At 36.3% G+C, this 26375-nt stretch carries 21 protein-coding genes (1 of these 21 cut by a window edge); 11 read left to right on the top strand and 10 right to left on the bottom strand.

The features are described 5' to 3' along the window. Positions 1-2: 2 nt before the first annotated feature. From ND812_RS08670 to leuC, 3 genes are all read right to left on the bottom strand, one after another. On the bottom strand, positions 3-3902 hold the full coding sequence (locus ND812_RS08670) for a beta strand repeat-containing protein (RefSeq protein ID WP_265375129.1): 3900 nt from the start codon (positions 3900-3902) through the stop codon (positions 3-5). Between the two features lie 429 nt (positions 3903-4331). Then, complete coding sequence (leuD, locus tag ND812_RS08665) at positions 4332-4958, bottom strand: 3-isopropylmalate dehydratase small subunit (protein WP_265375128.1); 627 nt, start codon at positions 4956-4958, stop codon at positions 4332-4334. Next, positions 4955-6358: a 3-isopropylmalate dehydratase large subunit gene (leuC, locus tag ND812_RS08660; RefSeq protein WP_265375127.1), complete on the bottom strand. Its 1404-nt coding sequence runs from the start codon at positions 6356-6358 to the stop codon at positions 4955-4957. The genes leuD and leuC overlap by 4 nt, the downstream gene beginning before the upstream one ends. 92 nt (positions 6359-6450) lie before the next feature. Here leuC and ND812_RS08655 point away from each other — a divergent pair, with 92 nt between their 5' ends. Further along, a complete protein-coding gene (locus tag ND812_RS08655) occupies positions 6451-7338 on the top strand; it encodes a LysR family transcriptional regulator (RefSeq protein ID WP_265375126.1) in 888 nt (295 codons plus the stop codon). A gap of 65 nt (positions 7339-7403) precedes the next feature. Here ND812_RS08655 and ND812_RS08650 read toward each other — a convergent pair whose 3' ends face one another. Both ND812_RS08650 and ND812_RS08645 read right to left on the bottom strand, forming a co-directional pair. Continuing rightward, positions 7404-8039, bottom strand: coding sequence for a DUF1554 domain-containing protein (locus ND812_RS08650; protein WP_265375125.1), 636 nt, complete (start codon positions 8037-8039; stop codon positions 7404-7406). A 442-nt stretch (positions 8040-8481) separates the two neighbouring features. Then, complete coding sequence (locus tag ND812_RS08645; protein WP_265375124.1) at positions 8482-9804, bottom strand: LA_0442/LA_0875 N-terminal domain-containing protein; 1323 nt, start codon at positions 9802-9804, stop codon at positions 8482-8484. A 551-nt stretch (positions 9805-10355) separates the two neighbouring features. Here ND812_RS08645 and ND812_RS08640 point away from each other — a divergent pair. Next, entirely contained in the window at positions 10356-10835 is a 480-nt protein-coding gene (locus tag ND812_RS08640) for a YHS domain-containing (seleno)protein (RefSeq protein ID WP_265375123.1), read from the top strand. 48 nt (positions 10836-10883) lie between these two features. On the opposite strand, the gene ND812_RS08635 is transcribed toward ND812_RS08640, so the two are convergent. The 4 genes from ND812_RS08635 to ND812_RS08620 all read right to left on the bottom strand — a co-directional run bounded on the left by ND812_RS08635 (position 10884) and on the right by ND812_RS08620 (position 13327). Further along, positions 10884-11393 (bottom strand): hypothetical protein, encoded by a 510-nt coding sequence (locus tag ND812_RS08635; RefSeq protein WP_265375122.1) that lies wholly within the window; start codon positions 11391-11393, stop codon positions 10884-10886. Then, the gene (locus ND812_RS08630) at positions 11393-11788 is read right to left on the bottom strand and encodes a DoxX-like family protein (protein WP_265375121.1); all 396 of its coding nucleotides are present in this window, start codon (positions 11786-11788) and stop codon (positions 11393-11395) included. Before ND812_RS08630 ends, ND812_RS08635 begins: the two co-directional genes overlap by 1 nt. A 104-nt stretch (positions 11789-11892) precedes the next feature. Continuing rightward, on the bottom strand, positions 11893-12753 hold the full coding sequence (locus ND812_RS08625) for a helix-turn-helix domain-containing protein (protein WP_265375120.1): 861 nt from the start codon (positions 12751-12753) through the stop codon (positions 11893-11895). Between the two features lie 49 nt (positions 12754-12802). Further along, complete coding sequence (locus ND812_RS08620; RefSeq protein WP_265375119.1) at positions 12803-13327, bottom strand: peroxiredoxin family protein; 525 nt, start codon at positions 13325-13327, stop codon at positions 12803-12805. A gap of 419 nt (positions 13328-13746) precedes the next feature. On the opposite strand from ND812_RS08620, the gene ND812_RS08615 reads away from it, so the two are divergent. From ND812_RS08615 to ND812_RS08575, 9 genes are all read left to right on the top strand, one after another. Beyond that, positions 13747-14628: a hypothetical protein gene (locus ND812_RS08615; protein WP_265375118.1), complete on the top strand. Its 882-nt coding sequence runs from the start codon at positions 13747-13749 to the stop codon at positions 14626-14628. A 149-nt stretch (positions 14629-14777) separates the two neighbouring features. After that, positions 14778-16454: an FG-GAP repeat protein gene (locus tag ND812_RS08610; protein WP_265375117.1), complete on the top strand. Its 1677-nt coding sequence runs from the start codon at positions 14778-14780 to the stop codon at positions 16452-16454. Positions 16455-16485: 31 nt separating this feature from the next. Further along, entirely contained in the window at positions 16486-16959 is a 474-nt protein-coding gene (locus ND812_RS08605) for an AgmX/PglI C-terminal domain-containing protein (protein WP_265375116.1), read from the top strand. 341 nt (positions 16960-17300) lie between these two features. Then, positions 17301-17894 carry a PDC sensor domain-containing protein gene (locus tag ND812_RS08600; protein ID WP_265375115.1) on the top strand — a complete coding sequence of 198 codons (594 nt, stop codon included), beginning with the start codon at positions 17301-17303 and terminating at the stop codon, positions 17892-17894. Further along, complete coding sequence (locus ND812_RS08595; RefSeq protein ID WP_265375114.1) at positions 17878-18219, top strand: methyl-accepting chemotaxis protein; 342 nt, start codon at positions 17878-17880, stop codon at positions 18217-18219. Before ND812_RS08600 ends, ND812_RS08595 begins: the two co-directional genes overlap by 17 nt. 16 nt (positions 18220-18235) lie before the next feature. Next, positions 18236-18436 (top strand): hypothetical protein, encoded by a 201-nt coding sequence (locus tag ND812_RS08590; RefSeq protein ID WP_265375113.1) that lies wholly within the window; start codon positions 18236-18238, stop codon positions 18434-18436. A gap of 102 nt (positions 18437-18538) precedes the next feature. Further along, entirely contained in the window at positions 18539-19192 is a 654-nt protein-coding gene (locus ND812_RS08585) for a Crp/Fnr family transcriptional regulator (protein WP_265375112.1), read from the top strand. 139 nt (positions 19193-19331) lie between these two features. Further along, entirely contained in the window at positions 19332-21818 is a 2487-nt protein-coding gene (locus ND812_RS08580; RefSeq protein ID WP_265375111.1) for a hybrid sensor histidine kinase/response regulator, read from the top strand. After that, positions 21805-23019 (top strand): EAL domain-containing response regulator, encoded by a 1215-nt coding sequence (locus tag ND812_RS08575; RefSeq protein ID WP_265375110.1) that lies wholly within the window; start codon positions 21805-21807, stop codon positions 23017-23019. Before ND812_RS08580 ends, ND812_RS08575 begins: the two co-directional genes overlap by 14 nt. A 240-nt stretch (positions 23020-23259) precedes the next feature. Here the strand turns inward: ND812_RS08575 and ND812_RS08570 are convergent, their stop codons facing one another. Beyond that, positions 23260-26375, bottom strand: the 3' portion of a protein-coding gene (locus tag ND812_RS08570) for a fibronectin type III domain-containing protein (RefSeq protein ID WP_265375109.1). It continues 520 nt past the right edge of the window; 3116 of the gene's 3636 nt are visible here — the last part of the coding sequence; its start codon lies off the right edge, out of view; its stop codon occupies positions 23260-23262.

Raw genomic sequence — 26375 nt, 5'->3', positions numbered from 1 at the left:
AATCAATTAGTCTGCCTAAATACTTTAACAGCATTACTACCTGTCCCAACAACTACATAGATATAGGAATTAATCCCATCGTATACAGAGGTAGATGAAAAGATTCTCGTATATCCACCGCCGAGACCCTGAACAGATTGAAGAGTAAAATCCGCATGCCCATTCCCATCATCAGAAGGATTGATTTCAGTAGCAGTAGATTTGTAGATCCTTGTTCCGAATTGATTGTCAAATCCGATGTAAAGAGAACTACCATTTACTTGTAATAATGAGATAGCCTTGTTGTTCGAATCGGACCCAAAATTGGATGCAGTTGCAATCTTTTTCCAATTGGAATTTGTCCCACAACTCACTTCACATTTCCAAAGTTCGGCTCCGTTATTAGTTGTCTGGGTAGTACTATTCGTCTCACCTGTGGAAAGATTTCTAGCTAAATATAATCGACCATTATATTCTACCATTAAAGGTGCTCCTTTTTGACCCGGACTTAATTTTTGTAAACCCGTTGGAGATCCGGGTAGAACCAAAGTTGCATTCCCACGTTCGGCAGCTCGTAATGATAAAGCCAAGCTAAAATGTGCGCTTGAAGTGGGAGGAGTCGTAGTTGAATGTACAACACCTCCATTATTTGCTAAAAACAATTTTGGTCCACCTAATGTTGGATTTGCAACATATAACATACTATCAATTCCCACAACACAGCTACTATTCCCAGCCTTACAAGGGTTATCTATGCTTGCATTTTTTCCAATATAATTGACACTTCTTAACGATAAATCGGAACCCGCTCCTAAAGTAACTTCACCGCCTGTTTCTGTTAATGAATGAACAGCAACTGCAGGGGCTTGAGTTCCATGGGCTGAAGATGCTGCGGAATAAACTCGATCATTAAATCCATAAATTGTCTGAATACTTTTAGTATTCCCTCCTCCCGTTGCTGACCATGTTGCCTCTTTCCAATCAAGTACTGAATCTTTATCCTGCGTGTAGTAAACCTTATTGACCCCATCCTTTAAATTACCAATGTATAGAAGTTCAAAATTAGAAGATGAGATGGTTGAAGTAATACTTGTAAAACCGACAACTCCATACTCTGAATTAGGGCCGATGGAATCTGCTCCACAGGTCCCAGATGCATTTGTACCAAATCCAGTCGCAGTGGAACAAGTTGGAGATAATAGATTTAAAAAACTAAATGTTATCAAAGTTGAATTGAGACCAGAAGGTTCAAATCGAAATGCTGCTGAATTTTTATCGTTTGTTCCCAAATAAACTTTACCATCATAATTAAATGCAAAGGAAAAGGTAGTACCGTCCAGGAAAGGATCATCAAAGTATGCTCCATCTGCAAATGAATCAATTGTTGCTCCAAGTCCCATAAACCCAGCTCTATCCTTCGGTTGGGATTGGACATATTCAGAATCACTCGCATTTCGAATTCCTTTAAATGAATTACTAGTGTTATTAAATTGATCATCATCAACATTGTTAGCAACAATTACGGTATATACATAACCACCTTGAGCAGTCTGATGAGCAAGCGTAACCGTATTATCTTCGTTTCCAGTTCCTACCATTGCATTTGTAACACTTCCCAGTGCTGTTGGTATTTTATATCTCTCTGAACAAGAAGAAATAGTAGAACAAGAAGAATCAGCTTTCACGGCTTTACTAAATGTAAGTTTAATGCTATTTGCAGAAATCGCTTGCGCTGAAATCAATTTTAATTGTTCCACACCGATGAAATTGAGCGAACTGGGTGAACCCATAGAGTTCGGAGTTGAAGCTATATCAACAACTGTAGGAGCAACGACAACTTTATATCGAATTGCACACTGAGCCCAACCAACAATATTAAGTTTGTAAGTGCTAGAACTGACTTTCGTTACGGATGATACTGATGGAGAAGTCGGGTCCGCACAAAGATTATTATTAGATGAATTATCATCCTCACTTATGATCCAGTTAGATGGAACAGTTGCATCTGTTACTCCACCTCCAGTTGAATTCACTGCTTCAGAAAATGTAACCTGAATCGTCGTTGAATTCGTACTAACTGCACTTAAAAGATACGGCTTAACGGAATCTTGACCAGTAAAGTTTAATGAATTGGGACAAACAATTTGGTTATTAGCAAGGTCTTTTATGGCACCAGCACCTGTATTATTTACGAGGACTGTATATAATTTAGCCTGTGTGTTTGCAGAAAAATTTATCTTATATTCGGAAGGAGATATTGGTGTTATAGAACTGATTGAAAAATCAGAAGTTTGGGTAGAACCAGAAAAATTATTCAACGTAGTGCAAGATCCTGCTTGGGTATTTGGATCTGCAACCTTCCAATTTGCAATTGAACCAGCTTGTGTAATATTTACGTTCTCAGTGAAAGAAACAATTACATAATTTGCACCTGATCCAGTAACTGTTGATAATTCAGGCGATGTACTGTCAGAAGTAATTGTCACTATTGCGGTTCCACTGATTCCATCCTTTGTTGCAATTATCTGTACATTTCCTGTACCAGCTGGTGAAATAATACCTTGATTAGGTGAAGAATTACTTACGGTGGCAACTGAAGTATTTGAGCTACTCCAAATAACTTGAGATGTTAAATCCATAATGGTACCATCTGAATACGTTCCAGATGCAGAAAATGGTTGGTTCTTCGGGAAACCTGAAATGTGTTGCATAGAAAAAGTGGAAGGAGTGATCGCCAATGAAGTTAAAGTGATTCTCCTTACTTCAAGTGCCGTATTTCCAACAATAACCCCCTTTGTAGCTTCAATGATTACCGTTCCAGCACTCACGGAACTAGCATAACCTGCATTGGGTGTTGAATTGCTAATGGTTGCAATTTCGGTATTGGTTGAATTCCAAACAAAGTTTGAAGTTATATTCTGACTTGAACAATTTGAGTATGAACCTGTTGCCGTAAACTGAATTCCAGTCCCTAGAGCAATAGGATTCGTCGGAGTAATTGTGATACCAGTTAAATTACAATTCGCAACTATCAAACTAGTACTTCCTGAAATCGCACCTTTTGTAGCAAGGACAGTTGCTGTCCCTGCACTTGTACTTGCTGTGACTAGACCTGTTGATGCCGATATCGTCGCATGGCTAATTCCTGATGAAATTGACCAAGTAACCTGATTCGTTATATCTGCTGTAGTACTATCTGAAAATACTCCAGTTGCACGAAATTGTTTTGTGTCATTGATAGACATCGTGTTGTTTGCTGGAGAGATTGTTATCGCAACCAAACTAGAATTGGAGACATTCAAAGAAGCAGTATCCGAAACGGAACCATAACTTGCAGTAATTGAACTAGAACCAACTCCGATTGTTGTCACAAGCCCTGTACCATTAATGGTTGCAACTGCGGTTTCAGATGAAAGCCAATTGATTGAAGGATCAGCAGTAAGATCTTGTGTGGTAGAGTCAGAAAAAAGACCCACAGCTTGAAATTGAGCTTTATATCCATTAGCCAAAGTTATCTCTTTACTTGCCACTTGAATTGTTTTTAGAGTAGCGGAGGTAACGGAGACACTAGCTTCAGCTTTCATAGATTGATAATCAGCAGTAATTATTGTTGTCCCTGTTGAAGTTGCAGCAACAGATGTACTGACTCCATTTTTATCCACTGTCACCAAGTTGGTATCGGAAGATGTCCAAGAAGTTTCGGATGTTATGTCTTGAGTCGTTGAATCTGAATAAATCGCAGTAGCTTTTAGGTTAGCAGAAGTCCCTTTTGCAATTTGAACATTCTTAGGTGATATCTCAATAGAAGATAGGGACTTACCAGAGTTTCCTCCAAATAATAATGAAATAAGTGAGTTTGACCCTCCAGAAGAATTTCCGCCAAAAATTCCAAATAAAGCTGCAGAACCAACAGGCCATGCCATACAGGAACTGAATAATACCGTACTACAGATTAGAATGATTGCTTTATGAATTAGGAATGTAAATGATACTTTCTTTATCTGAATTACCTGCTACACTATAACAGGACGTGAAGAAAAATAACTAAACTACAGTTACATATTATTTTTTAGAATAAATCTAACGCGAGATTCTTGATTTGTTTTGATACTCAAGTAATTGAATTGTATAATTCAGTACTATTCTTTCGTATAATCACCTAGTTTTCTTTTCATTCATAATTATTTTCAGAATGAAATCAGAAATATTTTTTAAATGATCAACTATACATCGGAGAACTACTTATTTTGTACTGATTCCAATGGATTTATGTATCATTGAATCGAATCTTTAAATATAAAAATCCATTGAAATAGACAAAGAAACTTCACATTCATTTCAAAAGAATCAAGTCACCAACACACTTCTAAAAACGATCGTTCCTTCCTTTGTTTTGTTTCGAATTCCAAAATCTCATTTGCGTGTTTCAAAGTGATATCGATGTCATCCCAACCATTGCGGATTCGATTCACGGAAGCAGAATCCAATTGGAATGAAAAACTATGTTCACCAGCTATCAATTCATATGTTTCTAGATTGATTTGGATTTGTGCGATTCTTTGTTTGGAAACCCATTCCAACAAAGAACGGATTTCTCCTTCTTGCAACCGAACGAGAGCGATTCCATTCTTAGCAGCATTAATCGAAAATATGTCAGCAAAAGAAGGGGCGATAATCACTCGGAATCCAAAATCAGCAAGTGCCCAAGGTGCATGTTCCCGACTCGAACCACAGCCAAAATTTTTTCCTGCAATGAGAACACTTGCATTCATAAATCCCTCTTGGTTCAAAATGAATTCTGGATTCGATACCTTTCCTTCAAAATCTAAATACCGCCAATCATGGAATAAATGGGTAGCAAAACCATTTTTATTGATTAACTTCATAAATTGTTTTGGAAGTATTTGATCTGTATCAATGTCATCTCTTGGAATGGAGACAACAACTCCCGTATGTTTTGTCCAATGATTTGCCTTCATGCGAATCTCCTCACATCTGTTAATTTTCCAGTCACTGCTGCTGCAGCTGCCATAGAAGGACTCACTAGATGTGTCCTCCCGCCTCTTCCCTGCCTTCCTTCAAAGTTACGATTAGAAGTAGAAGCACATCTTTCTCCTGGTTGTAAAACGTCGTCATTCATCGCAAGGCAAAGAGAACAACCAGGTTCTCTCCATTCAAATCCTGCTTCTACAAAGATTTTGTCCAAACCTTCTTGCTCTGCTTGCCGTTTGACTCTACCAGAACCAGGAACCACAAGAGCTTGTACATTCGGATGAACTTTTTTTCCTTTTGCCACTTCCGCAGCAGATCGTAAATCTTCAATTCTACCATTCGTACAGGACCCGATAAACACCTTATCGATGTTAATTTCAGACATTGGAGTACCTGGTTGTAAATCCATATACGCTAAAGCATTTTTTGCAGTTTCTCTTTCCCGAATATCTTGGAACTCTTCTGGATTAGGAATGACACTTCCAATCGATATCGTCTGTGATGGATTTGTCCCCCACGTGACCTGTGGTTCAATCTTAGAAATATCCAATTCGATCTTGGAATCAAAAATAGCATCAGCATCTGAAAAAAACGTTTTCCAATACTCGACTGCATTTTGAAAACTTTCACCTTTCGGAATGAGTTTTTTATCTCTTAAATAATTAAATGTTATCTCGTCTGGTGCGATAAGACTTGCTCTTGCACCGGCTTCGATACTCATATTGCATAAGGTCATTCGAGCTTCCATCGATAACGATTCAATCCATTCACCAGAATATTCTATTGTATACCCTCTTCCTCCTGAAGTTCCGATTTTTGCGATGAGGGCAAGGACAATATCTTTTGCCGTAATCCCAAATCCTGGTTTCCCAACAAATCGAACTAACATTGATTTGGTTTTTGCTTGTTTTAAAGTTTGAGTCGCAAGAACATGTTCCACTTCACTCGTTCCAATTCCGAACGCTAACGCACCAAAGGCGCCATGGGTTGCAGTATGAGAATCCCCGCATACAATCACAGAACCTGGAATTGTAAAACCTAACTCGGGACCAACAACATGTACGATCCCCTGTTCGGGATCTTCTGGTCCATACAATAGGATCCCAAATTCCTTACAGTTTTTCTCCATTGTATCAATTTGTAAACGTGAGACTGGCCCCGCAGCATCTCGATTTTTTCGATCCCTAGTGGAAACATTGTGATCCACAACGCCAAAGGTGAGATCTTTCCTTCTCACATCCCGATTCTTAGATCTCAAACCTTCAAATGCCTGGGCTGAAGTCACTTCATGAAGGATATGCCTGTCCACATATAATATCGTTTCCGAATCTGAACTTTCAATGATCCGATGGTTTTCCCAAATTTTGTCGTATAGAGTCTGTCCCATATTTCCCTCTTGGTAAAGACAGTATCAAATATTTGAATATAATGCAAATAAATTGGTTTTATGAAATATATAACTAAAAGTTATATGTGTTTATGGAATTCCGTCAGATCATTTACTTTCTAGAAATCTCAGAATCAGGTACATTTCAAAAAGCGGCAAGTCGTTTGGGATTAACACAACCAGCACTATCCAAACAAATGTTTCTTTTAGAAAAAGAATTAGGGATCACCGTTTTGGAAAGAGGAGGAAGATCAGTTCGACTCACACATGAAGGTGAAAGGTTCTATCAATATTCAATTCGGATGAAAGAGTTATGGGAAGAAATTCAAAATGCTTTTTCAAAAGAGAATGAATTAAAAGGAAACTTTTCAATTTCTGCAGGTGGGACAGTATCCGCTTGGATCTTACCTCAAATCCTAAAAGAAATTCTAAAAAAAAGACCAGGACTCTCCCTATCCGTTCGAGAAGGAGATGCATCTGAAACTAAGGATGCAATATTAAAAGGGGAAGTTGATCTTGGTGTCTTAACAGGACCCATTTCGGAACCAAGTTTGAATGTATTGGAATTTTTATCCGACAGAATTTATCCTGTTGCCGCAAAAGACCATCCAATCTTTCAGAAGACAAAAATCAAAATTGAGGATTTAAAAAAACAACCTTTTGTATGTTTCCATCCTGGTTCCGCTCTGAGAAAGGCCGTCGAAAAAAAGATCAAATCATTTACAAAAGATTTTGGTCCAAACATAGCAATGGAACTGAGGAGTGTAGAATCCGTGATCAAATCATTAGAAGCAGGACTTGGGATTGGATTTTTATCTGAATATTCTATTAATTCCAAATTGAAAAAAATTAAATTCGATGACTGGAACACCGAACGAAAATTTTACCTCTGTTATCGCAAAAAATCGGGACCAACACTTGCTTATCTCGCCGAGGAGATTTTCAAATCAGCAGAAAAATGGAAATTGGAACGGGAATAAGAGACCAATTTGAATTAAGGAAATCGTCTAACTGAGTTTATGTGGAGTTAATGCGTTGAAGGGAGTTATTGTTCGACACAGATTAACTGTTGGTTACTTAAATTACAAGGATCTGGAGTCCAACCAGCTGTGATGTCAGCTATCAACGTAGAATTTCCTTGTCCCATAACACCCGTAAAGGATCCAGTTGCATTCCTCCATAAGTCACAGGTATTACTTGTATTGGTAGTCCAATTGGTATTTAATCCAGTCCAATATTTTGAATTGACTGAGAATCGAATTGTCAACGCAGTCACGAATAATCCTGCAGAATTTGTAGTGCTGATATCGCCTTCAGATTGGCGATATGTCCGATTTGGTGCAAATACCCAATCGATTTGTCCATCTCCCACATTAGCAGTGTTCGATGCATTTCTTGTTACGCCATCAACTACCATCGCTTTATAATTTCCGGTTCCAGGATAATAACCATCAGCCATACAGGAAGTATCGAAATTTTTAGCACTTCCTGGGTTTGGTGGGTATCCGGATAACGTAAGGAACAAATTACAAGGATTACAAGTGGGAACACAAGAAACGGAAACTGAAGTTACATCGGAATTTTTTACAATTCCTTCTCCATTAGTGACCGTACACAAAAAACCTGCAGGTTGGCTCGAGACCTTCACTAAATACGAAGATCCGTTGGTAAGTATGTTCAAAAAATAAAAATTTTTACTGCCGTTCTCCACCGGCAGGGTAACAACTCCATTGAGAGAAAGTCTTAAGCCAGAACTGACTAAACCTGAAATTGATCCTGTGATTGAATAAGGGATAATGTTTGATATATAATCTTTACCGCAAAGAGGAGAGTTATCCTTTGCGAAGATTTTCGTAATTTGAGTTTCTTTAAATGTATCTGAACTTGGATCGCAAAGATTATTATTTTCAGGTGCCTTACACTCTACTATTGTAAGTGTTAATAAACACAATAAAAGGACGAAAAGAAAAAATTTTTGAACCTTTCTAAACATCTTGAAGCCTAATTGAAATGATCTCAGGATTCTCAATTCCAGGCAATAAATTATTCCGGGCGCACGGATTTAATTAAAAAGTTATCCCTCTCTATTTGTAGTAAATTATACTTTAGAATAAGTTTTCTTATTAAAAATTAAAGCGATAATTTGCACCAACTTGAACAGACGTGAGAATAGTCTTTGAATCCAATAACATAGGAATGAGAATCTGAGGAGCATATACTTTCACTAAAATTTGAGAAGGATCTGAATTCCCTCCACCTCCATCGTTTTCTGTAATATAACCTGATCCTAATTTATTTTTTAAGACCATATTACTTGCTTCCAAAAAGAAACTAACATCACCTTTGATCTTAGTCGAGAATTTTACATTCACTTCTGTACCAGTGGATTTCCATTGGTAGTCTAAACCAAATGGTCGATATTTAATTGGCGAAGCGTCAAAACTAAACTCATTATTTCGAAAGGAAGATGGTCCTTGCATATCCAAATGTAAAATCTGGCCTTGTAAAGAAAATCGATCCCAAAATTTCCATTCATAACCAATCCCAATACTATAGCCTTTCAGTGACTGACTCGATTCACGGTAACTAATACGACTCGGATTCACTCCTGTACTTGTTGTGGCACCAATGCTATCCACTTCATGATTGGATTTTGTCCAAATCCGTTCCACACCTCCGACAATTTGAAAATCAAATAGAGGGTGCGGGTACGGAGTAAACCCAACCCTTGAGGAGACTTTTTGGAATTTTGTATCGCCATGACCAAACAAAACATTTGTCGTACGTTCCGTACTAGTAGATGATCCACCTCCACCACCGAAGCTAAGAGTTTGGAAACCACTAACATCAAAATTCCCATTGGCTTCTGTTCCACGAATTTCAAAGGTAAACCGATTCCATGCATAAAACAATCGAGGAGTAAAACTGTGATTTTTGGTTTTGTAAGGGGTAGTTTGTAACTCTGTTTGCCCACCGCCAAATAGAAGTCCAGCGATTTGGATGGTCTGAAAGAAAGGACGGAGTTCCATTTGGTTTTCTCCACTTCCTAATCCTAAGGATCCTTCTAGATAATGGCGTTTTGCATTCGAAAGTTGTTCTTCCCTTTTTTTAAGTTTCTCTTCCTTGGCCTTGAGTTCCTCTGATTCCTGTTTTTGTTTTTCAGCGAGTTCCTTTTCTTCCCTCAGTTTTTTTTCCTTATCAGAAGGTTGAGGTTCTTTTTTAAGGACTTCCGAATCTGTTTTCCGACCATAGAACACTTTTTGAATCAATGACTTTGGATAGACTTTTGTATTTCCGTCTGGCAGTTTGATCTTCACGGAATCCTTATCTTGGGCTAAAACAGAACCTTCTACTTTTTCTCCAGACTTAAAAAGAATGGTTTCACTATGAAGGGAAAGATTGGCGAAAAGAAAAAGGGTGTAAAATAAAAGTAAATATTGTTTCATATGTCGGACAAGAAGATACCTAAGCGTCTTTCTATCGTAACACAAACGAAAAATACTGCAATTCGATAAACCGATTTTGGTTCGAATTAAAGAAAAATATGGATCTAAAAAAGGGAAAGCCCGAAGGTAATTTTGACAAATCCAAAAATAAACAAAAGTTGGTAAAAATCCTTTGTATCTCAATTTGAAATGGGAAAGACGACAGTCACAAATCGAAACAGTGTTTGTATGATTGGATTAGATAGAATGCAAAAACTATATGCATATGAATTTCTTTGTTTTCAGAAAAAGGACCAAACTCCTCTTGGCGACCAATGACTAAAGGCAATCAATTGAAAGAACCACTAGAAAATAGAGTTAATCTCTTGCCTGGTTCTTTCATTTTTCTATCCGACTTTCGATGGATCGCTTCGGTGTGTGCATCAGTTAAACCGAAAGAGAGTTTTACCTATACTTATGTTTGTGATTTGAAACACTTATTAGAAAAATTGACAGATAAAAAAGCAAATTCGCCATTCAAATTTTAATATCTTATGATAGATTTAAGTTGTATGAAGCCAAACTTACTCTTCGTTTTCACTTTTTTATTCTTTAGTTTCTTAACGCTTGGAGCACAAACTGAAAATGCATCGAATGAAGTCAGAAAAAAACATTTTCGTCTAAATCATTACGGTGTAGCACTCGATGGGTATGACCCAGTGTCCTATTTTTCAAACCAACCAACAAAAGGCAAAAGCGAAATCATTAGCCAGTATAAAGGAATTATATACTATTTTTCCTCTTTCGAAAACAAAAGGAAATTTGATAAACACCCGGATCAATTTGAACCTGAATATGGTGGTTGGTGCGCATTTGCAATGGGAGAAAGCGGAGACAAAGTGGAAGTTGATCCATTGCGGTATAAAATCATCAAAGGTAAAATCAATTTGTTCTACAATGGAACATTTGGCGATACCCTAATCCCTTGGAATGAAAATGAAAAAGAGTTAATCCCTAAAGCAAATGCAAATTGGAAGGAAATAATGAAATAACCTTAGCTTAAGTGTTTCATTCTTACTAATCAATATTTTGTAAACAAATCAAAGGGCTGACGTAGATTGCTTCACTTGTTGAGTAGAGTAAGCAATTCCAAATCCTTCGCCAACAATGATATTCGGAAATGAATGTAATAGAGCAATTTTAATAATCGCTAAATGATGTATCGTATGTTCATTACAATAAGCTAGTTCACGAAAGCTTGTACTCGTAAGCAAAAGCCTCTCATTTTTATCATGAGTGGAAACCCGGACCGTAACTGGGAAATCTACAAATCCATCAAACAATTCTTTTTGAATGAATCCGATCACTTCAATTGCAAACTGTGAATTTTCTTCTAACTGCTTTGATCTTTTTCTCTGATCAAAATCGATTTCTCCACGTTTTATACCCACAATCAATTCCTGATAAAATTCCAAAATATGACGTATGTGCTGTGAAATACTTCCCTGGTTCAAGATCGAAAGGGGCATAGAAAATTCATTTTGAGAGAATTGATGGATGACCTCAGTAATAGAATTGAGTATTAATCGTGATTCTTCAACTAGGATCATTATTTTTTCTTCAACTGATCCAAAATTTTCAATAACCTTTCACGGTCAGTATATAGGAGAAGAGAACAACCTATCAAATTAATAATCGCAAGGGAAAATAACAATCCATGGTCTTGTGACACCTCAATTCCAATGAAAAATATATGTGCGAAAATGGCTCCCATCATTGTAAAAAAACCAAACATTGCGCCTAACCAAACAATCCGAGGAATACAAAACATCAATACGATCAAAAGCTCAATGATTCCAGATCCAATTCTTCCCCATGGTTCTACTCCAAGTTTTGAAAAAATATAAACAGATTCATCTGCTGCACTAAATTTGAAAAACAAGGTTTGCAAAAAAATTACTCCAACTGCCAATTTCACTAGTTGCCGAATCCATAATAAATTCATATTATAAAGGCTTTCCTTGTTTATGTATCAATCTTTTTATGTACATCTTTTTTATTATATCGTTTTCATACTAAAATACAATGGATATATGGGAAAAATTTATGTCAATTTTTCCTGATTCTAAAAGTGGAAGGCGATTTTCCTGTGAGTTTTTTGAATAATTTACTAAAATGACTGGCATCTTCAAAACCTAATTCTTCTGAAATTTCGTTAACTGATTTAAGAGTGAATAAAAGCATACGTTTTGCTTCTAATATTGTCCTCTGATGGATTGTGTGAAGTGGAGGATCTAATTTTGCATACCGAAAGATTTCAGACAATTTTTTTGAAGAAATATTTAACATAAAAGCATATTCAGAGATTTGTTTGTATTTTCTAAAATTTTGCTCCACTAGTAAATTAAATTTCCGAATCGTTTCGATACTTTGATAATCACTTTGAATTCCAATAATACGATTTCTCCCAATTCTTGTTAATCTTATGATTAATATTTTTAATAAACTAACTAACATTTCCCCATGTAGACTATCATTTTCTTCAAATTCTTTTAAAAATAAATCTACCAATTTTTCAAATGGAACAACTTCTACTGAAGGGATCTTTAAAACCGAAAAATTTTGCGCTCCATAAAACAAAATGCCATTACATGAAACTTCATGATCATGATCACGAATGCAATAAAATTCTCTATTGAATGCAATTGCGGTTACTTTTTGTTCATTGTCGGGGAATTTAATGTAATTCAAGGCAGTGAGTGTACAAAAAGTGTTTTCCCTTAAGGTTACCGTTTTTTCATCGCATGAAAATTTAAACTGTCCCTTTCCTTGGTTCCAAATGATACGATTAGCAGTTGGATTTGCGAGAGCCTTACTTAAATCTCGAGTTAAATCGTTCGTAAAATAAAAATAGGAACCAGTAAGGGGGTCATTTAATTCGTATTGTATGTAATTTCCATTTGTATTCATTCTATCGTATTGGAATTTTCACAAAATCCATTAATATTAAAAAGTTAGATCAACCCTTCGAGCCATAAATTTGTTGTTTCATGACAGTTTCAACTTCATCAAAATATCTCTGTGTTCGTTTACCTTTATAAGCCAATCGGATTGTAAAATCCGAATCGATTAAAAAAGTAGCTGCTTGAGCAAAATCATTTGGTTGAATTCTTACACCAAAATATTGACAAAGCTCCATTGTTGAATCACTTGCAAAAATAAAATTCATAGGATTGAGATTTAGCCAACTTTTAAGCGAATGAATCGGTTCTGTTGATACAACGATCACGTTCCCTTCCTTTTCATTTAAACTCGTTGCCCATTCAGAAAGGTTCTTCAAATGAATTTGACAAAAGGGACACCATGTTCCCCTTATAAAAACTAAAAGAAGTGGTCCTCGCTGAATGATATCAGAAATTTTAATCTTTTGATTAGATGTTAAAATCAATTCCCAATCACGAACTTTAAAGTCGAGTGGGAGAGGTTGAATGGATACATCAACACTTCCATCAAATTGCATCATAAACCAATCTTTTAATTTCATAAGGAATAATTACTGAAATGCCTAGCCAATTTAATCCAAGTTTTGAAACGCTTTTTATCTTTCATTGTAATAGAAAAATAATTCGATTCACTTGTATACTATGATGCAATTATGATTTCCACAATCATAGTCAATTTATTTCCCCTGCCAGAATTTTTCAAAAATTAATGGCCATTCCTTTCAAGAATTGGCATAATTTCCAAAAGGATCAGATTGTTTTCCTTCCAAAATTAACCGGACTGTTATTTCTAAAGAATAGAAATTGAAAAAGTTAGAGTTGCAATTTGAATTGGGTGGATTAAAATGTGATGAACATTTGCCAAATCAAGGAAGTTTTTTGGATCGATTTCGAATAAAATAGCTACTTTGAAAAAGATCGGAGCCATCCCCATCATTATTTTCCTAACAGCCACTTCATTATGAATCAAATACTTCACCAAGATTTGGGAGTGGATCTATTCCTACTCCTATGGAATCAAGTCATTGCCATTTTATTTGTTACGGTAGTTTGTTATTTAGCGGTATACCTACAAAAGTTGCTTCTTTTTTTCATTTTCACCTTATCCATGTATGCTGGTATCCAATTCCTTTCACAATCAACTCATGATATGATTTCTATCATGGGATTTACCAAATTGATACTTCTTCTTCCATTTGGATTAGGAGCTGTCATTGGTTATGTGAGCCTACCGAATTCAAAACAACAAAAGTTCCTGCCATGGTTTACTCGATATATCAATTTTGCAGTATTAGGGAATATCTTTGTTATGATTTTCTCTCCAGATGGAGGAACGTATCGGGGAATTATCAGTCGCATTGTTTGTTTATTTCTCCTCATTTGGTTACTCCAAGAAATGACAAAAGTTCGATTTCAAACCACCGCGACCAATCAGAGAACGTTTACCTTTAATTCATCACCATTATCATGGATTTATTGCCATGCTGGTTATCGAATTGTCCTCCTATCGTTACCAACATTTGTTAGTTCCAATTACTTACTTTTGGAACCAATGAGTATAGTAGTGATGGTTGTTCTCTACTATCTGAACAAAAAAAGATACCCACTTTCCTATTATTTTGGATTGGCAGACACCATTGTTGTCACAACTCTAACCGTTCTCATGCGGTATCCATTTCCACCTCCTTTCCAACTGAGTGGACCTTATATGACTAATTTGTCTGAACAACAATTGGACATGCTTTTGATTCCGATCCAATTGATTGTGATTGTTTTTGTTTTTCGGGCAATTTACATGAACAAATACCAATCGAAGACAGGCCATTCATTGGACTTGAAATAAGATCCTTACTTGATTCAAAAAAACTCTAAAAAATTGTGAGTCATCCTATCAAAAAATTAAGAAAATACTTGATAACCTTGATTGTATCGAAAATTGTTTTTAACAAATGTTAGCAATTTTTATTTTGAAAATCAAACCTGAGAGATAGAATGGGGAAAGGGAATTTCGTGCTTCGTTCGTTATTAGTGAGAAACTTCGTAGGAATCTTGTTAATTCATTTTTCCATAAGTTGTAATCAAGTAACATTGAATAACCCCTGTGACCAAAAATCAAAAGGGTATCGAGAAACCTTATTACTCACATCCGTATCGGAAAATCCTATTCCCTTTTGTGGATTTAGCGTTGGAAATTCGCCCAAACTCTGGGAAACACAGGCCTATCTCAAAGCATCGAATGCAGATGCAAACGATCTCTTCGGAAATTCCGTAGCCATCTCTGGTGATACGATCGTGGTAGGAGCTGCAGGTGAGTCAAGTAACCAAACGACAATTACGAATGGAAACTCTGCGAGTGCAGACAACTCAGCTGCATCAGCAGGTGCCGCTTATGTCTTTCAAAGAACTGGTTCCTCTTGGGCACAGGAAGCTTACTTAAAAGCACCTAATGCAGAAGCATCGGACTTTTTTGGAGGTGCCGTTGCCATTGATGGAAATACCATCCTTGTTGGTGCCAACCAAGAAGATAGCAATCAAATCACAATTACGAATGGACCTACTGCCAGTACAGACAATACTGCTTCCAGTTCTGGTGCAGTCTACGTGTTCCAACGAACGGGCTCTACATGGGTGCAACAAGCTTACATCAAACCACCAAATGCGGAAGCAAATGATCAGTTTGGGATTTCCCTTTCCATCTCAGGCGATACGATTGTTGTAGGTGCTTTTAATGAGGCGAGTAACCAAACAACGATTACAAATGGAACATCTGCAAGTGCTAACAACTCAGCTGCATCAGCAGGTGCCGCTTATGTCTTCCAAAGATCAGGTTCAACTTGGGCACAACAAGCCTACTTAAAAGCATCCAATATAGAAGCAAATGATCGATTTGGAAACAGTGTTTCGATCTCTGGAGATACAATCGTTGTAGGTTCAAATTTGGAAGATAGCAACCAAACAACGATTACAAACGGTGCTATTGCCAGTTCAGACAATTCTGCAACTGCTTCTGGTGCAGCCTATGTTTTCCAAAGAACGGGTTCCACTTGGGTAGAACAAGCGTATCTAAAAGCACCCAATGCAGATGCAAATGATCAATTTGGCAATAGGGTTGCTATCGATGGAAACACCATAGTAGTCGGTGCATTTTCTGAATCTAGTAACCAAACTACAATTACAAATGGACCTACTGCCAGTGCCGACAACTCGGCTAGCTTAGCAGGTGCCGCTTATGTGTTCCAAAGAACGGGTTCGACATGGAGCCACCAAGCCTACCTGAAGCCTCCTAACGTTGAAGCTAATGATAATTTTGGTGTCACAGTTGCTATCCAAGGGAATACGATTTTAGTTGGTTCTATTTTTGAGGACAATAACCAAACAACGGTCACAAATGGAACGAACCCAAACGATGACAATAGCCTATCCAATTCTGGTGCGGTTTATGTGTTCCAAAGGTCTGGTTCCACTTGGGCATATAGGGCATTTATCAAGGCTCCCAATGCCGATGTCGAAGACAGATTTGGCAATGCGATTTCTTTATCAGGAGATACTGCTGTTGTTGGGGTGAACCAAGAAGACAGCAATCAAAATACAATTACCAATGGACCAACTGCCAGTGCAAATAACTCAGCTTTACAATCTGGTGCTGCCTATGTGTTTTTTAGAAAGTAAAACGGATTGGAAACATAAATTACATTCATAAATGAAAAAACAGATTCCCTATCAAAAAGAAATCATTCTTGTCACAATAACTACCCTTATCTTAAGCATTTTGTATTTTCTTTTCCTTCGACCAAACTCAAATGGAAATCAATTCACGCCACCCTCAATGGAAGTGGATAAAAAAGGTCTCTCACCTTACCACAAACGAGAAGTGAATTTTACCATCACCAAACACAAACGGAAAATTCAAATTTGTTACAATTTATACTTAGAAACAAATCCTAAAATCGAAGAAGGCAAAATCCAATTCGATTGGCAAATCGAACCCAATGGATTTCCTACAAAAGTGGAACTCATCCAATCCGATTTTACATCTGATACCCTCATCGGTTGTATTCAAAATGAAATCAAGTCTTGGGAATTTCCTCCTCCGCCTGATAGGTCACGTAATACTTATGCAGAATATACTTTTTTCTTTAAAAAAGAAGTGGTGAACATTCCTAAATCATTTTGATCCGCTAGCTCGTCTTTACTTCGTTATCTTAACTTTGTATTTGAAATGATTGTGTTATACGTTTCAAATCAACTTTTTATCACAAAATCGAATGTTTTGGAATATATCAGGTATTAATGGTCTTGATTCTGCCACTTATCTTGATACCGGCTAATTTACATGTGAATCAGCCAAATCCATAATTTTTTATCAGTGATTTGGAAACTATTTCTTAACCACTGAAATTTATTAACAAATGTTAACGAATTTTTAAAAAACTTTGCAAGTCAGACAAATAAACGTTTAGAACGTGGTCAATCATCAGAATTAGTTGATCAGAAAGTCTGGGAGTATTTTTGCAAATGAAAAGTTTAAAGTATACCTTTACCCTTTGGAGTGTTCTTCTCATTGTATTTTTAGCGACTCTCATATCGATCGCAACTTACATTTTAGGGAGTCGTAAAATCTCAGATCATTTTAAAATACAAATGAAAACAGTAGTTAAAATCGTTGCGATGGAGATCGACAACTTCTTGATTTCACATGGAAATATCGCAGAGACACTAGCACATGATATACGAACGATCCAATCCATACGCAAAGGAAAACCCATAGCCAGTACTTTCTATCAAGAAATTCATAAACGGTATGGAATATATGAAAATATTTTTATTTTCCCTAATATTGAGAATCCAACTGTGATAGCTGATTCAATTTCTGGCAAAACACATGGATATGGTTCTATATCATTGGAACGGGATGACTTATTAATGTATCGTAATTCTGCTGTTATGGAGAAAGTTGCCATAGGCAAGGCAAAAAAATCGCCTATCACGGGAGAAACTGTAATTGTATTAGCAACATCCATTCGAGATCAGGGAGGAATCATTAGAAAAAATAACATCTCAATTTTCCAATATTCTTTCATCATCAGAACAAATGTCGAATATCCTTGAAATGATACATGAAATTGCAGACCAGACACAACTACTTTCGCTAAATGCATCCTTGGAGGCTGCTCGCGCTGGAGAGGCCGGGAATGGGTTTCGAGTTGTGGCTTCTGAAATTGGAAAGTTGTCAGAACGAACCACAGATTCGCTTAAATCCATTACAAAAATTTTAATAACTAACCAAAAGGAAGTTATACAAGGAACTGATGGAACAAAATTATCAATCAACAGAATTAAATTGATCATTTCTGACATTGAAACAATGACTCAGAACATGAAAAACTTATACGAACTTACAAAAAACCAAGAGCCACTCCAATCGCGAAGTTGATTTACAATCTGAACAATTGGGGATAGAAGCAAAATCAATCAAAAAATCCATCGATGAGCAGAAAAGAGCTGTCGAAGAAATCTCACGTGTCATTTCCGAATGGAATCAAAAAGCATTTATTACAGCATCAAGTTCAGAAGAGATGTCTACTACTTCGGTTATTTTATCTTCTAATGCAGATTTACTAAATGGAATCGTTGCACAATTTCAGTTTTAAAAATGAGATGAATATGATGAACAAGAATTCTTTTATATAACGTTACTCGGATATATCTTGACTAGGAAGAAGTAAGTGATGAAATAACTTATAGAGCTAATTATGTTAGATATTCCGTTAATCGCTGAAATGAAGTCGAAAATCCCAAATATGGAAAAGAACTGGCATAGATATGAAAAGTTTTTCATTCATAAGCAGGTTCCCGCAAAAACAATATTGGTTGAAAAAGGTGAAAAATCGAAATGTTTATTCATCGTCAAACAAGGTGTTCTTCGAGCGGCATTTGAAGGAAAGGGCAAAAGTTCAACAATAGCCTTCTTTTGCGATAATCGGATTTTCGTTAATCCTGAAGATTTTAGCACACAGAGACTACATGAAAAGTTTTTTCTAGAATCAATTTTGCCAACTGATTTATATATCTTAGAAGAAGCGAATGCGGCCATCATCTATCGAGAGAACCCAGAAGTAAAAGATTTTGTAATTCAACATTTAATTGGAAGATTATTCAATTACATAGATTTATTTTTATCGCGTATCCATTATAAGCCTGAGGAAAGATATCTTAATTTAATTGAAGAAAATCCAAGATTAATCCAAAATATTCCTCAACATTATATTGCTTCGTACTTAGGTGTAACAACGGTTTCACTCAGTCGGATCAGACAACGTGTATGGAAAATTGTCGAAAAAAAAGGAAATATAAAAACTCAAAATCTAATTACTGAAAACAAACTTCTCAGAACACCCCATCCATAGACCGCAATGCCAATTATCACTTTCTAATTTCTTTTCAATTTCCCTTTACACAAATTAACATTTGTTAACAGAAAGTTAGCAAATGCTTCATGTCATATATGTAGATTTAAAAAATCTTGTCATATGATATGGAGCTATAATGCCAAAAAATAGTCTAAAATTCTCTTTTACAGTTTGGAGTATCGGACTGATACTATTTCTAACTGTTTCTATATCTGTTTTGACATATTTTCTCGGTAGCCAAAAAGTTTCGGAACATTTTCAAACACAGATGAAAACAGTTGTGAAAATTGTTTCTATGGAAATCGATGATTATTTTATTTCCCATGCCAATATAGCACAGACACTCGCACTAGACGAAAGAACAATTCAGTCCATACGAAAAAAAGAACCAATTGCAAGTTCTTTATTTAAGCAAATGCACACTCGATATGGAATGTATGAAAATATATTCATATTTGGAAAAAATGAAAATTTAAAAGTAATCGCTGATGCACTTTCCGGGAAGACTCTTGGTTACGGATCGGATCCAGAACAAAAGGAGGATCTCCAAAGATACTATGCCTCTGCCTTGTTTGAAAAAGTAGCTATTGCAAAAGCAAAGAGATCACCTATTACAGGTGATACGGTTGTAGTCTTATCAACCTTAATTCGAGATCAAGGAAAAGTGATCGGAACCCTTTGTATTGCACTTTCTCTCAATCGTATCACCGACAAACTCATTTCACGAATTCAAATGGGAAAAGAAGGATACGTCTTTGTTGCGGAAGAAGATGGTCCGATTCTTGCGCACAAAATGAAAGAACTGATTTTGGATTTTGACATCTCAAAGGCAGAATTCGGTAAAGAAATTATGGAAATGAAATCAGAGGAGATTGGAAATATTACCTTCAAAGGTGAGCCAAGGTATCTGATGGTCCAAAGATTAAAACAGTGGAAAATGATGGTCGTAGCCATTCAGCCATTAAAAGAGATCCACAACTCGTTAAAAAGTTTACTTTCAGGGATTGTCTGTATTGCGATAATCGTGATTTCTCTCTCAATTTTCCTAGTCTATCGAATCGCTAATCAAAAATTAAGCCCGTTAGGAAAAATTGAAACTACTTATCGAGATGAGATAAGGTTAATGAGTGATGATTTGAATAAGTTCATTCATTCTGTATCAAAATCGATTGAGAAAGTGGAAATTATTTCAGAAGAAGTTTCGGATTCAGCAACTGAACTGAGCAAAACTGCCGAATCATTATTTAATTTCCAAAACAAGGAAAATTCCAAAGTTAAGGCACTATTTGATGGTGAAAGTGACCTTGATCATAAACTAAAATATTTTAATGAAGACATGCGCAAATTTTATAACAAAATAAATAATCTTACCGGAAGTGTAAAAGCAATTGAAAGAGAGATTCAAATTGCAGTTACAAGATCAAATTATATTTCATTAGAGGTAATTAAAGGAGAAAACCAACTCAAACAAACACAAAAACTTGAAACGTTAGGTCAAATCGCTGGTGGAGTTGCTCATGACTTTAATAATATATTGGCTATAATAAGTGGAAATCTTGAATTGATACAAAGAAGAAATCCCAATCCAGATCCTTTGTTTATCAAAAAGATAGAAAGCGCAATGGGAGCTGTAGAAAGAGGATCTCAACTCACACAAAAACTTCTTTCTTTTGCAAGAAAACAAATCGTCTCACCTAACGAAGTTGAAATCAACCAGGTTATTTCTAACATGGAAGAAATGCTAAAACCAGTCATCGGCAAGCATATTGACTTAAAAATCCAACTTTATAAAATCCCTTTGCGTGTCTTTCTTGATCCCTTTGATCTAGAAACATCAATCTTAAACCTTGTCATCAATGCGAGAGATGCTATGGAAAATACAGGCGTAATTGAAATTAGAATAAACAAAGTAAAAAAGAATTCTCTTTCAGATTTAACAAATGTTACGCAGTTAGCAGAACATTATGTAGAAATATCTGTCACAGACACGGGTAGAGGAATGAGTCGTGAAATCATGGATCGAATTTATGAGCCTTTTTTTACCACAAAACCCGTGGGCCAAGGTACTGGTCTTGGCTTATCCATGCTTTTTACATTTGTAAATCAATTCAATGGATTTGTAAAAGTGAATAGTGAAATTAATGTTGGTTCCTGTTTCCGAGTCTACTTCCCTTTACTTGAAAATATAGCTTCATTCAGAGAGGAAATTGAATTAAGTGCCAAAAGGGAGAACCCAACAAAATACAAAGGAAAGGTTCTATTGGTAGATGATGAGATTGAAATTCTTGAAATCGCAAAAGATTTACTTAGTGATATGGGATTCACTGTCCAATGCGTCACCTCTGGCGATGAAGCAAAAATATTATTAGAATTAAATAATTATGATATATTGATAAGTGACGTTATGATGCCTGGAAAAATCGATGGCTTAAAACTGGCAGAGATTGCCCAAACTAAACACAAAGATTTAAAAATAATTTTAACCTCAGGGTTTCCTGGTGATTTAAGGAAAAGAGAATATATAGATTTAGATAAATACCATTTCATGAACAAACCATACCGAGCAGCACAATTGGAAAACACAATTAAAGAAGTTTTGGAGTCTTCAAATGAACACAGTTAATAAAAGAGTCACTAAAGCCCTCATCCTAGATGATAATTTAGAGATGACTTCATTTTTATCTGAAGTGCTACAGGATGCCAATATATCTGAAATAATTTCCCTAACTGAATCTACCAAACTATATAAAATATACAATGATTCGATCGATTTAATTGTTTTAGATCTATTTATGCCAGATATGGATGGAATTGAAATATTACGTTTCTTAGGTGAAAAAAAATCTAAAGCTTCAATTATACTTATGAGCGGTTATAACCAAGCAGTATTGAGCAGTGCTGAGCGAATTGCAAAAGCTTACGGTTTAAATGTTATCGGAACTGTCTCCAAACCTATTAATATGGAAACTATATTAATTCTTATAGAAAACAGAAATAAAACTCTAAATCATTTCCAAAATGATAATTCAAAAGAACTTCTATTTACAAAGGAAGAAATTTTAATAGGAATTAAAAATAGAGAATTAGTATTGTATTACCAACCTCAAATCCATCTACAATCTAAAAAGTTAATTGGGTTTGAGGCATTAGTTAGGTGGAATCACCCAACTCACGGTATTATTTTTCCCGATCAATTTTTACCCGTTTTAGCGAAGCACAATCTTTCCGCTGAATTGACAAAGTATTTAATTGCGGAAGCATGTTCTTTTTTCGGACTATTAAATAAAACGGGATTCCGATATCGAGTTTCCATAAATATTTCGGTTTTTGATTTAATTGATAGCTCTTTACCTGATGCCATGTTAAAACTAATCGAAAAAAATAATTTAAATCCTAATCAAATTGTCCTTGAACTAGTTGAAATAGGAAAAATAGATAATGCTCCTCAAAAGCTAGAAATTCTTACCAGAATTTGTATGAAAGGAATCGGTCTTTCTATCGATGATTTTGGAACCGGTTATTCTTCACTTGACCAACTAACAAAAGCTCCGTTTTCTGAGCTTAAGATAGATAAAGGATTCGTATTCAATTTATTAAAAAATGAAAATTCTCTAAAAATAATAGAGTCAACAGTTCATTTGTCTAAGAAATTGAAGATGGATATTGTTGCAGAAGGTATAGAAAATAAAGAAACAAGAAATCTTCTTCAAAACCTAGGAATCGAAATTGGACAAGGATATTACTTTAGTCTCCCATTACCGGAAGCTAACGTGATCCAATATATCAATGATTTTAAGTATGAAGAAGTGGATGTTTTGAACTAAATGTTAATAACAATAATGATATTTATCATAGGATAAGTTTAATCTTATAACGAAGTTTACAATATTCGATTATAGATTTTTTAAGTTTCAATTAATGGGACCAAAACTTTTACGAGTAAAATATAGATGAATAGTGATTATAATTCTTAACAGGCAAAGGACAACCGCATAGTACATTGCCGAGCTTCCTGCCTTGAGGAAACTCATTTAGAATGCAATGTTTAGATTCATAATAAGACTTTAAGGTCTAACGTAAAACTGTTGCCATACCCCATATCGATCAGTTCCCTGAAACAAAAGGTAACCATTGTGATAGATCAGTTGATTTGGATTAGAACTTGACGACAATCCATTACCATCAGCCAACAACTTTGTACCACTTTGGGTACCGTTGGATGTCCAAACTTCTGTGCCATTTACACCATTATCTGCTGTAAAATAAACCGTATTAGCAATCCCCGGAACCATTTTCGAATAATTGATGGAACCGCTGGCGCCAGGTTTAATATCCTTTAACATCATTGTTCCAGATGTAGTGCCATCACTTACCCACAACTCATCTCCATTCACTCCATCATTTGCAGTATAATAAATGAGTGAACCTACCTTGTTAAGATTAATGGAGTTAAATCCATGGGCACTCCCAGAATTAGCATCTTTGATAATGGAAGTTCCATTTAACGTGCCATCAGATTTCCATAGTTCCCAACCATAAGTCGGAGTTTTCAAGATAAATAACAAAAGGTCACCTAATGTAACAATACCTTCTGGACCAGCATAGTTTCCTGAATTGTCCGAGTTTAAGTCTGCAACTAATGAAGTACCTGCACCTGTTCCATCTGTTTTCCAAAGTTCACGTCCATACGATGGATGATAAGCATTGAAATACAAAACATTTCCAATTACAGTCAAACTTTGAGGGACCGAGGCACTACCCCCGCCAATATCAGATACCATATAGGTTCCAGAAGGAGTTCCATCGGTTCTCCAAAGTTCTATTTGACCGTTGTTAGCTGTAAAATAATTTATACCACCCATCAAGACAGGTTTGGTCCAAATTCCACCTGCCATTCCATTCGATGAACCTGGGTAAATATCAAAAAGAAGATTTGTTCCCGAAGCAGTTCCATCCGACTTCCATAACTCAATCCCTTCTGCTGCCGATCTCCCCCCATAAAACAAATTTGTCCCATTGGAAAAAAAGATATAAGGATCGTGATTCGCAACTCCTGGATTTGCATCTTTGACTATAGAAGTTCCCGCTATCGATCCGTCTGTTTTCCAAACTTCTTTCCCATAGGTAGGGGAATTATTTGTGAAAAAAATCATGTTTCCAACTTTCTCAATTTCAAAAATTGATCCGCCAGTTGTATCAAACTGCGTTAAAGGTATTTGAGAACCAGGTGTACCATCAGTTACGAAAAAATAGTATTTTCCATCGTTTTTGTTATAACCGTAGACATACAATTTGTTACCATCTACAAACGTTTTGTTATCCACAAACATAAGTCCTGGCCATATCCCAACATTAGAAACCGAAATTACTACCTCTCCAATTCTTGTTTCCGAAATTCCGGAACATGAACCGACTGTATCAGTAAAAGATAATCGTAAAATATAATCTCCAGGTACATCAGGGGAAAAGGAAGCTATGAATTGATTTCGATTTAGTATCGAAGAATCAACTAGGTTTGAAGTTGGAGGTTTATTCGCAAAACTCCATTGAATCGAGTATGAACTTGGATTAACACCGCAGAAAGCAGCGTCTGGATCCGATGAACCACTTCCATTCAGACTTACCGTTTCTCCATTATATACATACTGCAATTGACCTGGGTTAACAGTTGGTGGTTGATTTCGATACGGAGTAGTTGCTGTCAATACACCTGACCATATGGAACGATTTCCGACATCATCATAACCTCGAATGCAAAAATGATATACGGTATTATGAGATAACCCAGATACAACAAATGTAATTGGACTTAAAGCTAAAACAGGACTAATCTGATTCGGAACTATAGAGGCTAAATCGCATGCATTATCATCTGGGATTGGACTAGTAGAACGCCTGATCTCATAAGAACTTGCCGCACCATTCGATCCATCATCACCCGTTGCATTAAAATTGAGTTGAATGGATTCAGAGTTTAAAGCTGTTGCACTGAATGCAGTAACACCAGATGGAGCAACCGTATCGGGTGCCAACATAGTTGTAGCCGATACAGTGTTATTCCAAATATTACGATTTCCTCGACTATCATAGGCCCTTACACAAAAATAATACTGGGTATTGGGTGTGAGTCCATTTACGTCGTAAATTTCAGAACCACCAGCTAATTTAGGAACTAAATTATGAGCAACTGCAATTGCTGAACTACATGTAACATCATTCGAGATGATTGATGTGGATCGACGGATTTCATAAGCAGATGCATATCCTGCACTTCCATCATTTCCGGGAGAAGTCCAAGTCAGTCTGATCCTATTCGATGATAATGTCTGTGCAGATAAATTTGTAATACTCGAAGGAGCAATGGAATCTCTGACAACTACAGTTGCTGTCGCATTTAATGATCCGATTGTTGCCACTACCCCCGCAGCACCTGGTAAATTAGCTGTAAAGACTCCGTTCACTAGGTTTCCAACTGGTGATCCACTCCATCCACTTCCAGTGGTTGAAAAACTTGGATTCACATATCTTAGCTGACCAAGATAACTTGCATTTACGGCAAATACTTGTGATTCACCAGTATCCATCGTCACCAATGATGGATACACTGAGATTTGATCAATTGGGGGATTCGTCTCACCGTTAGGTGTTTGATCATCTGAATTTGGTATTCCATCTCCGTCAGTGTCGGGAAACATACCAACGGTTGGGTTCGATGGATTATTTGGATTAAATCCATGATCCACTTCCCATGCATCATTAAGGCCATCATTATCACGGTCATTATCATAACCCGAAATATATGCAGGAATTCCTGAATCAGTTGGATAATTAAAAATACCACTTCCTGGTCGCGTTGTCACGAGGCCATTCGAATCTACAGCTACAATTTGAAATGTAATTCCAGTAGAACTCATCGATTCATAGGGAATATTAGCAGCATACCAATTGGTCATTCCTTCTCTTTCCATAGGCAAACTATTGAGGCTAGCACCAGGACGACCAACCATCAAACTTACTGTCATACTCTCTCCATCAGGTTCAATAACCTGAGCTCTGACTCTGTAAGGTAAAAAAGAACAACCTGGTTTAAAGTAATAAAACGCACCTAAAATATCTGGTGCACCATTGCCAACAGGTGGTGTTCCACCACCGAAGAGGGAAAAGGTGCGGCTAGTAATCA

This window comes from Leptospira limi, from assembly GCF_026151395.1.
GTDB lineage: Bacteria > Spirochaetota > Leptospiria > Leptospirales > Leptospiraceae > Leptospira_A > Leptospira_A limi.
Note: the sequence above shows the minus strand (reverse complement) of the source record. Positions and strands in the feature narration are given on the sequence as shown.